10 protein-coding genes are annotated in these 11,572 nt (G+C 64.1%); 8 read left to right on the top strand and 2 right to left on the bottom strand.

Annotated elements, in window-relative coordinates:
* Positions 1-324 precede the first annotated feature (324 nt).
* The gene (locus ACODTA_RS02610) at positions 325-2,022 is read left to right on the top strand and encodes a DUF885 family protein (protein ID WP_489064247.1); all 1,698 of its coding nucleotides are present in this window, start codon (positions 325-327) and stop codon (positions 2,020-2,022) included.
* A 133-nt stretch (positions 2,023-2,155) separates the two neighbouring features.
* On the opposite strand, the gene ACODTA_RS02605 is transcribed toward ACODTA_RS02610, so the two are convergent.
* Positions 2,156-3,805: a DUF885 family protein gene (locus ACODTA_RS02605; RefSeq protein ID WP_489064246.1), complete on the bottom strand. Its 1,650-nt coding sequence runs from the start codon at positions 3,803-3,805 to the stop codon at positions 2,156-2,158.
* 128 nt (positions 3,806-3,933) lie between these two features.
* Positions 3,934-5,103, bottom strand: coding sequence for a pyridoxal phosphate-dependent aminotransferase (locus ACODTA_RS02600; protein WP_489064245.1), 1,170 nt, complete (start codon positions 5,101-5,103; stop codon positions 3,934-3,936).
* A 78-nt stretch (positions 5,104-5,181) separates the two neighbouring features.
* Between ACODTA_RS02600 and ACODTA_RS02595 the strand changes: the two genes are divergently transcribed.
* The 7 genes from ACODTA_RS02595 to ACODTA_RS02565 are packed head-to-tail and all read left to right on the top strand — an operon-like array spanning position 5,182 to position 11,571.
* Positions 5,182-7,518, top strand: a complete 2,337-nt coding sequence (locus ACODTA_RS02595) for a bifunctional salicylyl-CoA 5-hydroxylase/oxidoreductase (RefSeq protein WP_489064244.1) — start codon at positions 5,182-5,184, stop codon at positions 7,516-7,518.
* A 2-nt stretch (positions 7,519-7,520) separates the two neighbouring features.
* A complete protein-coding gene (locus tag ACODTA_RS02590; RefSeq protein ID WP_489064243.1) occupies positions 7,521-8,282 on the top strand; it encodes an SDR family NAD(P)-dependent oxidoreductase in 762 nt (253 codons plus the stop codon).
* A complete protein-coding gene (locus ACODTA_RS02585) occupies positions 8,279-8,776 on the top strand; it encodes a MarR family winged helix-turn-helix transcriptional regulator (protein WP_489064242.1) in 498 nt (165 codons plus the stop codon). The genes ACODTA_RS02590 and ACODTA_RS02585 overlap by 4 nt, the downstream gene beginning before the upstream one ends.
* Positions 8,773-9,582, top strand: coding sequence for an enoyl-CoA hydratase family protein (locus ACODTA_RS02580; RefSeq protein ID WP_489064241.1), 810 nt, complete (start codon positions 8,773-8,775; stop codon positions 9,580-9,582). Before ACODTA_RS02585 ends, ACODTA_RS02580 begins: the two co-directional genes overlap by 4 nt.
* Positions 9,582-10,751, top strand: a complete 1,170-nt coding sequence (locus tag ACODTA_RS02575) for an acyl-CoA dehydrogenase family protein (protein ID WP_489064240.1) — start codon at positions 9,582-9,584, stop codon at positions 10,749-10,751. The genes ACODTA_RS02580 and ACODTA_RS02575 overlap by 1 nt, the downstream gene beginning before the upstream one ends.
* A 5-nt stretch (positions 10,752-10,756) precedes the next feature.
* Complete coding sequence (locus tag ACODTA_RS02570) at positions 10,757-11,173, top strand: acyl-CoA thioesterase (protein WP_489065380.1); 417 nt, start codon at positions 10,757-10,759, stop codon at positions 11,171-11,173.
* Positions 11,170-11,571 carry a RidA family protein gene (locus ACODTA_RS02565; RefSeq protein ID WP_489064239.1) on the top strand — a complete coding sequence of 134 codons (402 nt, stop codon included), beginning with the start codon at positions 11,170-11,172 and terminating at the stop codon, positions 11,569-11,571. The genes ACODTA_RS02570 and ACODTA_RS02565 overlap by 4 nt, the downstream gene beginning before the upstream one ends.
* Position 11,572 lies beyond the last annotated feature (1 nt).

Genomic DNA, 11,572 nt, shown 5'->3' with positions numbered 1-11,572 from the left:
AATTGACATTTTCCTGAAACATTTCGGCGCGGACCACCAAAGTCGTCGTGGAGCCTCGCTTTCGCCGTGATCGCGATTTGCCCGAATCGCAAGCCGGTGAAGGAGATCCTCGCCGGAAAGCCTCGCGCCATGACGTTGTGCAGCAGCATGAGCGGCCACGCGCTATGGAAGGCGGCGGCGTCGTTCAGCGCATAGCCGATACCTAGATCGCACCGGCTTGACGGGTTGGCCGATATCGCACAACATAATCAAAATCACACGTTAATGGTTGCAGTTCACATGCCGCCGACGGTGCGAAGCACGACACGGGGAAGGAGAATGATCATGCGAAGGGAAATGCGCCTGCTCGCCGCTGCGGTGATGCTGGGAAGCGCCGCGCTGGCCCCCGCAACGCTATCCCCCGCCCTCGCCCAGCCTGCGGCTCCCATGCCGGCGGGGCCGCCCGACGGCATGGGCGATTATGACCAGCTTGTGGCGCTGTTCGCCGAATTCAACGCCTGGAAGGATCCAAAGGCCGTCAACGGCGTGGTCGATTTCAGCCCCGCCGTCGTCGAACAACGCCGCGAAACGCTGCGCGCTTTTCAGGCGCGACTGCCCGATTTCGCGGTCGCGCGATGGGATCGTCATCAACAGGTGGATTATCTCGCGGTCCGCGCGCAGTTCGATCAGCAAGACTTCATCCTGAACGTCACCAAGCCCTGGGCGCGCGATCCCGGCATGTATGTCGACGAGCTCCAGCGCCTCGCTTATGCCGAGCTGCCAATTAAGGCGACGGACCTGCCCGTCTATCGCGCAAGGCTGAAGGGCATTCCCGCTTATCTAGCACAGGCCCGGGTCAATCTCGATGCCGTCGCCGCTGACTATGCCGATCTCGCCATTCACAGCCTGTCGAACGGCGACGGCGTCGGCCACGGCATGCCCTATCGCGCGGTCGAGCCCGCCGGGCTTGTCGGATGGTTCGCCGATCTGCGCGCACGGGCGGAAAAGCAGCAGCCGGCGCTGGTTGCCGACATCAAGGCGGCAGAACGCGCGATTGCCGGCTATCGCGATTGGCTGATCGCCAATCGTCCAAAGATGACCGCACGCGCCGGTGTCGGCAAACCGGCCTATGACTGGTTTCTGACCAATGTGCGGCTGATGCCCTACAGCTCCGATCAGATCGTCGAACTGGCGCAGCGTGAACTGGAACGGCACTGGGCCTTCTACACCACCGAACGGCACCGCAATCGCAACCTGCCCGAACTCGAACTTCCAAAATCGGGTGCGGAATACGAGGCGCAGCTTGCGGGTACCGACGCCAAGATCCGCAAATGGCTGGTCGATGAGCAGATCATCACCGTGCCGGACTATATGCCGAAGACATATCAGGAGATGGGATTCAATGCCCCCTGGATCGTGCGGCCGACCGGGCCGATGTTCTGGGAACAGGTGCAGTTCCGCGACGCATCGCCGGACCATCTCCACGCCACCTTCCCCGGCCATCGTTTCGACGGGCTGGCCGGCGAGCGGGTCCGTCACCCGATCCGTCGCCATATCCGCGACAGCGGCCGCACCGAGGGATGGGGCTTCTATATGGAGGAAACGGCGCTTCAGCTCGGCCTGTTCGACGATCGCCCGCGCACGCGCGAGCTGATCTACATCTTCGGCCTGTTTCGCGCTGCGCGCACGATGGGCGACGTGAAGATGCAGCGCAACGAGATGACCGTCGATCAGGCCATGACGTTCTGGAAGACATGGACGCCCTATCTCGACGACGATGTCGCGCGCACCGACGCCGGCATCTATATCCGCCGCCCGCCCGGCTATGGCATGACCTATACGATCGGGATGATGCAGCTCCAGAAACTGATGGTCGATCGCAAGCGCCAGTTGGGCGACCGGTTCTCGATCCGAGACTATCACGATTATCTGATGAACACCGGCCGCCTCCCGGTCTCGCTGCTGCGTTACGACCTTACCGGCTATGACGACGAGGTGAAGCAATTCTGGGCGCACACGCCGCTTTCGGCGTTGAAGCGGTAGAATCGAAGACCGAATATAAAAACCGTTCGGGCTGAGCCTGTCGAAGCCCTGCCCTTCTTCAGCATCCATGCAAAAGGCAGGACAAGGCTTCGACAGGCTCAGCCCGAGCGAGTGTTGGTTCGGGCGTGTTTCTTCACCGCATCGTCCGAACTTCGTCGTCCCTGCCCGTCATTTCCCAGCGGATGAGCGAGATCGGGATCGATCCCGCGGCACGGAACTGGTCGTGGAACGCCTTGATATCGAACGCGTCGCCCAACTGCATCGCGCGTTCGGCAAGCAGCTTCTCCAGCTCGACCTTGCCCATATAATAGCCGATGCCATAGCCCGGCTGGCGAAGGTAGAGTTCGATATCGAACTGCGCCACCGCATCGCCGGGCTTCATCCATTTGGGCGTGCGTGCGATCAGAGAGGCATTGGCTTCCGCCCAGGTCCATTCATTGGCCTGCATCTTCAGTTCGGGCAGAATGCGCGCGGCGCGCTTGGCGCCCAGGATATAGTCGATCTCACGCGTCTTCGGGCGGTCGGCCAGCAGTCCCGCCTGCAGGATCATCTCCTCCAGATAAAAGGCCCAGCCTTCGCTGCGGAGGCCGTTGACGAAGAATAGCCGTCCTCCCCCACGGATCGGACGGGTGTCGCGCGCATATTGAAGCTGGTCGAACGCGTGCCCCGGCAGATTGTGCGCGCGCAGCGGCCGCCCGTCGCGGAACTCGGCCTGGAAGAAGAAATGCAGGTTGAGCGGCGGATCGAACAGGCCGGGCTTGCCGGGGTCGCGCTCGAAGGGGAAGACATAGGGGCCTTCCTCCGGATCATGCTTCACATAGTCCGGGATGGTCATCCAGTCGCCCTCGCGTAGGAAACGAAGGAGATCCTCATCCTCCTCCATGCGCTTCGCGTCGAACTGGGCGCGGGTGGCGACCGGCTCGGTCATCGCGATCTTGCGGTTGCGATGCTCCTCTATCTTCAGGAATGCCACCTGCCGCTGATATTCCCGCTCGCCGATCTCCGCGATCTGCGCGGAGCTGTAGGGAAACAGCAAAACGTTGCGCAGATACCAGTCGTAATTCTCGCGCCCGACGCCGGCATGCGCCGGCAATTTGGCCTCTATTCCCTGCAGCCACGCGCGAAACGCCGTCGCCGCCGCCTGCGCGCGACGGGCGGGCGCGACCAGTTCGGGATTGCTCTTCGCCGCATCCTGGGCAAGCTGGCCGTAGACGTTGACCTCCACCTGCTTCTGTATGATCGCCAGCCGGGCCAGGTCGCCGCGCGCGTCGGTCAAATTGGCGCGCGCCTGGGTTAGCGCTGCCGGAACCGCGTCGAGCCGGGCCACGAGCGCCGCCGCCTTGTCCTTGGCCAGCGGCAATTTGGGGATGCCGATCGCACCGTGCATCTTGGGTCCGAAGCCCAGGTTGGTCGTGCTGTAGAATGCCGGATCGCGCTTCCAGGGCTGGATCACGCGATGCTGGAAGTCCATCCCCCGCATTTCAGCGAGCACGAGCATGTAATCGACGCGTTGCGCGACCGGCCATGTGCTGTCGTCGATCGCCGCCAGCCGGGCCATGAAACGCTTCAATTCGCGATGCTGCTCCGCCATCGCCGATGCGCTGTAATCGGGCACACCGCCTTTCATCCTGGGCGGCACGAAGGCGCGGAACTCGGTGTTGAGCGCGATCAGCGCGTCATAGCCCGACGGCGCCGCCTGCCCCGCCTGCACCGGCGCCACCGCAATCGCGGACAATAGCGGCACGGCCAGCAGCGCGACGGCAAAGCGCATCGTCTTCGTCATTCCGTTCCTCCCGATCCGGACGTGCGCCCTGCCGAAACCGACCGGCAGAGCGCATCGTCCGCCATTATTACTCAACTCATGTGATAATGGTTATATATAGGCACGGGAATGCGCAAGCGAGGATACGATCAGAGTGCGTTGAAGAACTTGCTCAGCCGCTCCATCGCCTCGACGATCCGCGCCTCGGATTCCGATCCGAAACAGATGCGCAGATGCCCCTCGCCCGACGGGCCGTAGAAGCTGCCAGCCTCGGTCACGACATGCGCCTCGTTCAGGATCGCCATCGCCAGCTCGTTCGAACTGCGGCCGGTGCCGCGGATGTCGGGAAAGGCATAGATCGTGCCTTCGGGCTCGCGGCAGGTGACGCCCGGCATCTGATTGAGCGCCTGAACGACAATGTCGCGCTTGCGCCGGTCGGCCTCGACCATCGCCTGCATCGCGTCCTGCGGCCCCGTGACTGCGGCGAGCGCGCCTTCCTGGACGAAGACGTTGACATGCGTCACATCGGTCATCGCGATGCGCAGGATCGCCGGCATCAGCTTCGCGTCAGCGGTCAGATAGCCGACGCGCCAGCCGTCCATCGAATAGGCTTTGGTGAAGGCGAAGCAGGTGATCGTCCGCTCGCGCATGCCCGGCAGGCTGGCGATGCTGACATGTTCGGCCCGGCCATAGGTGATATATTCGTAAACCTCGTCGGACAGCACCAGCAGATCATGCTCGATCGCCAGGTCCGCGACATGCTGCAATTCTTCGCGCGTGTAGACCCGGCCCGTCGGATTGGCGGGATTGATCAGCACGATCATCCGCGTCTTCGGCGTGATCTTCGCAGCGATCGCCTCGCGCGAGATCGCGAAATCATTGGCGGCGTCGAGTTGCGCCACCACGACACGGCCGCCGGCAAGCTCGGTCTTGCCGATATGCTGGGGATAATAGGGGTCGAGCAGGATCACCTCGTCGCCCGGATCGATCGCCGCCATGAACGCCGCGAACGACGCATGGGTCAGTCCGTTGGTGACGAGCACTTCATCGACGCCGTAGTCGAGCCCGTTGAAGTCGCGCAGCTTGCCGACCAGCGCCTCGCGAAAGCGCAAAGTGCCCCGGAAATCGCCATAATGGACGATGCCCGCATCGAGCGCCGCCTTGGCCGCTTCCTTGATATGAAGCGGCGTATCGGCGTGTGGCCGCCCGAATTCCAGATGGATGAGATCGACGCCCTGGGCGTCGAGTTTCGCCGCCTCGTCATACATGCCGAAGCTCTTTTTCGATCCGCTTGCAAGGCGTTGTGCCGGCCATTTCATCGTCGGTGCCCTTCTCCATCCAAAATGCTTTAGGCTTGATATTTTAAGCTTGAAACTTTTTCAAGCAGGGATAGGATCATGCACATAGCTGATCATTCGAAGGTCGATATCATGAAGATCGCCTGCCTCGGTGGTGGCCCCGCCGGCCTCTATTTCGCGATTTCGATGAAGCTGCGCGATGCCAGCCATCAGGTCGACCTGTTCGAACGCAACCGGCCCGACGACACGTTCGGCTGGGGCGTCGTCTTCTCGGATCAAACCGTCGAGAATCTGATGGCGAACGATCCCGTCAGCGGCGCCACCATCCGCGACGAATTCACGCATTGGGACGATATCGACGTTCATATCCACGGGCAGTGCATCCGCTCCTCCGGCCATGGTTTCATCGGCATCGGCCGCAAGCGGCTGCTTGCCATCCTGCAGGAACGCGCCCGCGAACTCGGCGTCAACCTGCATTTCCAGCATGAGGCGAGCCCTGATCTCGCCGACTGGGCCGATTACGATCTCGTCATCGCGGCGGACGGCGCCAACAGCCGCATCCGCAACGCCTATGCGGAGCATTTCGACGTCGACATCCAGGTCCGCCGCAACAAATTCTTCTGGTTCGGCACGCACAAGACATTCGACGCCTTCACCTTCGCCTTCGAGAAGGTCGAGGCCGGCTGGATCTGGGCGCACGCCTATCGCTTCGACGACAATCTCTCGACCTTCATCGTCGAGATGGATCCCGATGTCTGGGCGGCTCTGGGCTTCGACAGGATGGACCAGCCCGAGGCGATCGCGGTCTGCGAAAACATCTTCGCCAAATATCTCGACGGCAATGCGCTGATGTCCAACGCCACGCATCTGCCGGGGCCGCAGGCCTGGCTCAATTTCCGCCGGATCATCACCAATCGCTGGTCGTACGACAAGATCATCCTGCTCGGCGACGCCGCCCACACCGCGCATTTCTCGATCGGATCGGGCACCAAGCTGGCGCTGGAGGATTCGATCAAGCTGGCCGAGGTGCTCAACCGCCCCGGCCTGGGTCGCGCCGAAGCGCTCGCCGAATATCAGGACGAGCGCAATGTCGAGGTGCTGAAGCTCCAGAACAGCGCACGCAACTCGACCGAATGGTTCGAGACGCTCGATCGCTATCTGCCGTTCGAACCGATCCAGTTCGCCTATTCGCTGCTCACCCGCTCGCAGCGCGTCAGTCACGAAAATCTCCGCCTGCGCGACAAGGCCTGGCTCGAAGGCGTCGAGCGCTGGTTCCAGTCGCAGGCCGGCAGCAAGGCGCGGAACGAGGCCGTGCCGCCGATGTTCGCTCCCTATCACCTCCGCGACATGGCGCTGGCCAATCGCATCGTCGTCTCACCAATGGCGATGTATTCGGCGGTCGAAGGCACGCCGAACGACTTCCACCTCGTCCATTATGGCAGCCGCGCCCAGGGCGGCGCCGGGCTCGTCTATACAGAGATGACTTGCGTCTCGCCCGAGGGACGGATCACCCCAGCCTGCCCCGGCATGTATGCGCCCGAACATGTCGCAGCATGGAAGCGGATCGTCGATTTCGTCCACGCCAACAGCGCCGCCAAATTCTGCATACAGCTCGGCCATTCGGGATCCAAGGGATCCACCAAGATCGGCTGGGAAGGCTATGACGTGCCGCTCGACAGCGGCAACTGGCCACTGCTTGCCGCGTCCGACGTGCCGTGGAGCCCTGAGAACCAGGCGCCGACTCCCATGACCCGCGCCGACATGGACATGGTCCGCGATCAGTTCGTCGCCTCGACCCGGATGGCGCTGGAAGCGGGCTTCGACATGGTCGAACTGCATTGCGCGCACGGCTATTTGCTCTCCAGCTTCATCACCCCGCTCCAGAACAAGCGCACCGACGAGTATGGCGGCAGCCTGGAGAACCGGCTGCGCTATCCGCTCGAGGTGTTCCGCGCGATGCGTGCCGCCTGGCCGGCGGACCGGCCGATGTCGGTGCGTATCTCGGCAAATGACTGGATGGGCGAGGAAGGCGTGACCCCCGACGAGGCGGTCGAGATCGCGCGCGCCTTTAACGAGGCCGGCGCCGACCTGATCGACGTCTCGGCCGGCCAGACCTGGGCGACCTGCAAGCCCGTCTATGGCCGGATGTTCCAGACGCCCTTTGCCGACCAGGTCCGCAACGAGGCCCGCGTCTCGACAATGGCGGTCGGCAACATCTTCGAAACCGATCACGCCAATTCGATCCTCGCCGCCGGCCGCGCCGATCTGGTCGCGCTCGGCCGCCCCCACCTGATCGATCCGATGTGGACGTTGCGCGCGGCAGCCGCGCACGAATATCGTGGCGTCCATGTGCCGCCGGGCTATCTGGGTGGCATGAGCCAGCTCTCCCGCAACCTGAAGCGCGCGGCGGAGCAGGACGCGATGCTGAAGGGCTGAGGATGAAACTGGCGGGCAGACATGCGGTTGTAACGGGCGGCGGATCGGGAATCGGCGCGGCGATCGCGCGCGCACTCACGGCGGAGGGCGCGGCGGTGACGCTGATCGGTCGCCGCCGCGACGCGCTGGAACAGGTTGCCGCGACGTTGCCTGGCGCCACGATCGCCCCTGCGGACATCACCAGTCGCACGGAGATAGACGCGGCTTTCGCGACAGCGCGTGCGGCGCACGGCCCGATCTCGATCCTCGTCAACAATGCCGGCGCCGCCCCCAGCGCGCCCTTCGCCAAGGTGACGGCGGAGGGTTGGCGGAGCGCGATGGCGATCAACCTCGACGCATTCTTCGACTGCTGCCAGTCCGCACTGCCCGACCTGCTGGCCGCCGAGGCTGGCCGCATCGTCACCATCGCATCGACGGCGGGACTCAAGGGCTATGCCTATACCGCGCCCTATGTCGCGTCGAAGCACGGTGCGATCGGGCTGATGCGCGCACTGGCCGTGGAATTGGCGAAAACAGGCGTCACCGCCAACGCGGTCTGCCCTGGCTTCACCGAGACCGATATCGTCGCCGATGCCATCGCCAATATCCGCGCCAAGACCGGCCGCAGCGAGGACGATGCCCGTGCCGAGCTCGCCAAATTCAATCCGCAGAAACGGCTGATCGCGCCGGAGGAAGTGGCGAGCGCGGTGGTCTGGCTCTGCCTGTCCGAAAACCGCTCGATCACCGGCCAGGCGATCGCGGTCGCCGGCGGAGAAGTGATGTGACCGGCGCGCCCGCGATCCGCGAAAAGCATGACGGCGCGCTGGCCGATCGCACCAGCATCCGCCTGTGGCTGCGCCTGCTGAGCTGCACCACCGTCATGGAAAAGCGCATCCGCCGCCGCTTCGCCGACAAATACGAGGCCACCCTGCCCCGTTTCGACGTGCTCGCGGCGCTCGATCGCGCGCCCGATGGGATGACGATGGGCGCGCTTTCACGTGCGTTGCTCGTTTCCAGCGGCAACGTCACTGGCGTGGTTCAGGCCCTGCTGCGCGACGGCTACGTGCTGATGACGACCTCTCCCACCGATGGTCGCGCCTCGATCGTGCGGCTGACGCCGGAGGGGCAGGATTATTTCACCGAATTATCCGAAGCGCATCACGAATGGATCGACGCCATGCTTGCCGGCATGTCGCGCACCGATCGCGAGGCACTCTACGACCTTCTCGGCGCACTCAAATTGTCGCTTGCCGCCGATACCGGAGAGGAGAAATCATGAATCCCGAGACGTTCGCCCCCGCGCATTTCGGCTGGAGCTTCGCCGATGGCGTCGCCACGGTGACGCTCAATCGGCCCGATCGCAAGAACCCGCTGACCTTCGAAAGCTATGCCGAGCTTCGCGACACCTTCCGCGACCTCGTTTACGTGCCCGAGGTCAAGGCGGTGGTCTTCGCGGGCGCCGGCGGCAATTTCAGCTCGGGCGGCGACGTCCATGAGATCATCGGTCCGCTGACCGAAATGGCGATGCCCGAATTGCTCGCCTTCACGCGCATGACCGGCGATCTCGTCAAGGCGATGCGCAATTGCCCGCAGCCGATCGTCGCCGCGCTCGACGGCATCTGCGTCGGCGCTGGCGCGATCATCGCCATGGCATCCGACATGCGGATCGCCACGCCCAAGACCAAGACGGCATTCCTGTTCACCCGCGTCGGCCTGGCCGGTTGCGACATGGGCGCCTGCGCGATCCTGCCGCGCCTCATCGGCCAGGGCCGCGCATCGGAACTCCTCTATACCGGTCGGATGATGTCCGCCGAGGAAGGCGAACGCTGGGGCTTCCACAATCGCCTGGTCGCATCCGAGGAGGTGCTGGCGACAGCGCAGGATCTGGCGCGGTCGCTCGTCGCCGGGCCGACCTTCGCGCACGGCATCACCAAGACCCAACTCAACACCGAATGGGCCGTCAGCCTGGAAACTGCGATCGAGATGGAGGCCCAGGCCCAGGCGATTTGCATGGCGACCAAGGATTTCCGCCGCGCCTTCGAAGCGTTCGCGGCCAAGCGCACGCCAGAGTTCGCAGGCAACTGATGGCGGACCGCAGCTTCCTCGACTGGCCCTTTTTCGACGAGAGCCATCGCACGCTCGCCGATGGCCTGGAGCAATGGTGCCAGGCGAACCTGTCGCATCACCATGACGAAGCCGATATCGACGGCGAATGCCGCGCGCTCGTCCGCGCGCTCGGCGAGGCCGGCTGGCTGCGCTATTGTGTGCCTGCGGCCTATGGCGGCGTCCATGACCAACTCGACGTCCGCTCGCTCGCGCTGATCCGCGAAACGCTGGCTCGCCATTCGGGGCTCGCCGATTTTGCCTTTGCCATGCAGGGGCTGGGATCGGGCACGATCACGCTGCTCGGCACCGAGGCGCAGAAACAGGCCTACCTGCCCGCCGTCGCGCGTGGCGAGAAGATCGCGGCTTTCGCGCTGACCGAACCGGCATCCGGTTCCGACGTCGCCTCGATGGAGACGACCGCCGAGCGTGATGGCGACGGTTATCGTGTCAATGGCGCCAAGACCTATATCTCCAATGGCGGCATCGCCGATTATTACGTGCTGTTCGCCCGTACCGGCGAAGCACCGGGCGCGCGCGGCATTTCGGCTCTGCTGGTCGATGCTGACAATCCGGGCCTCACCATCGCCGATCGCATCCAGGTGATCGCGCCTCATCCGCTGGCGACGCTCGAGTTCGCCGACATGCGGCTGCCAGCGGACGCTTTGATCGGCGAATCTGGCCGTGGTTTTGCCGCCGCGATGGCGACGCTCGACATTTTCCGCACTACCGTCGGCGCCGCAGCACTCGGCTTTGCGCGCCGCGCGCTCGACGAAGCGACCGCGCGTGTCCGCGTACGCCGGCTTGGCGCGGGCACGCTTGCCGACAATCCGATCACCCAGTCGAAATTGGCTGAGATGGTGCTCGACGTCGAAACCTCCGCCCTTCTCATCTATCGCGCCGCCTGGCTGCGCGATGTGAAGGGGCAGCGCAACACGCGCGAGGCGGCGCTTGCCAAGTTGCACGCGACCGACAGTGCGCAGAGCGTGATCGACAAGGCGGTGCAGCTCTTCGGTGGGCTCGGCGTCACCGTCGGCGTGCCGGTCGAGAGCCTGTATCGCGAGGTTCGGGCGCTGCGCATCTATGAGGGCGCCTCCGAAGTACAGAAAGTGGTGATCGCCCGCCAGCATCTGGCCGACAGCGCCGCGTGACGCCGATGTTCCGCGTCACCTATCCCCTGCGTTTCGCGCACTGCGACCCGGCCGGCATCGCCTATTATCCACGCTATTTCGAACTGTGCGACGCGGCGATCGAGGACTGGACGGCCGAAATGATCGGGATCAGCCGGCGCGAGATGCATCTCGACATGGGGCTGGGCATGCCGACCGTCGATCTGAAGGCGAGTTTTGCAGCACCCAGCCGTCTCGGCGACCTGCTCGATATCGCGGTCGCGGTCGAGCGCGTCGGGCGCAGTTCGGTCGCGCTGGCGCTCGACATCTCCTGCGCGGGCGAAGCGCGCTTCGCCGTCAATTACGTCCAGGTCCTGACCAGCCTGACCGAAAGCCGGTCGGTTCCCTGGCCCGACCATCTGCTCCAGCGGCTCCGGAACGCCGCCAAGAAGGAAAATCCATGACCGTACATCGCTCGCTTCTTCCCGCCGGCTGGAAACGCCCCAAGGGCTATGCCAACGGCATTTCGGCGCAGGGCCGGATGGTCTTCACCGCCGGCGTGGTCGGCTGGGACAGCGAAGAGCGTTTCGTCGCCAAGGATCTGGCGGGCCAGTTCCGCCAATTGCTGGCCAACACGCTGGCGATCCTGGCCGAGGATGGCGCCGGCCCTGAACATATCGTGCGCATGACCTGGTACGTCACCAGCCGCGACGACTATGTCGCCAGCCTGCCGCAGATCGGCGAAGCCTATCGCGAACTGATCGGCCGCAATTTCCCCGCGATGGCGGTGGTCGAGGTTTCGGCGCTCGTCGAACCCGAAGCATTGCTCGAGATAGAGACCATCGCGGTCGTGCCCGCCTGAA

This window comes from Sphingomonas sp. FG14, assembly GCF_057809675.1.
This window is presented reverse-complemented; position numbering and strand designations above follow the sequence as displayed.

What these genes read in the sequence shown, in the direction of transcription:
- ACODTA_RS02610 (WP_489064247.1), top strand. Translation starts at nt 325, where the DNA reads ATGCGAAGGGAAATGCGCCTGCTCGCCGCTGCGGTGATGCTGGGAAGC.
- ACODTA_RS02605 (WP_489064246.1), bottom strand. Translation starts at nt 3,805, where the DNA reads ATGACGAAGACGATGCGCTTTGCCGTCGCGCTGCTGGCCGTGCCGCTA.
- ACODTA_RS02600 (WP_489064245.1), bottom strand. Translation starts at nt 5,103, where the DNA reads ATGAAATGGCCGGCACAACGCCTTGCAAGCGGATCGAAAAAGAGCTTC.
- ACODTA_RS02595 (WP_489064244.1), top strand. Translation starts at nt 5,182, where the DNA reads ATGCACATAGCTGATCATTCGAAGGTCGATATCATGAAGATCGCCTGC.
- ACODTA_RS02590 (WP_489064243.1), top strand. Translation starts at nt 7,521, where the DNA reads ATGAAACTGGCGGGCAGACATGCGGTTGTAACGGGCGGCGGATCGGGA.
- ACODTA_RS02580 (WP_489064241.1), top strand. Translation starts at nt 8,773, where the DNA reads ATGAATCCCGAGACGTTCGCCCCCGCGCATTTCGGCTGGAGCTTCGCC.
- ACODTA_RS02575 (WP_489064240.1), top strand. Translation starts at nt 9,582, where the DNA reads ATGGCGGACCGCAGCTTCCTCGACTGGCCCTTTTTCGACGAGAGCCAT.
- ACODTA_RS02570 (WP_489065380.1), top strand. Translation starts at nt 10,757, where the DNA reads ATGTTCCGCGTCACCTATCCCCTGCGTTTCGCGCACTGCGACCCGGCC.
- ACODTA_RS02565 (WP_489064239.1), top strand. Translation starts at nt 11,170, where the DNA reads ATGACCGTACATCGCTCGCTTCTTCCCGCCGGCTGGAAACGCCCCAAG.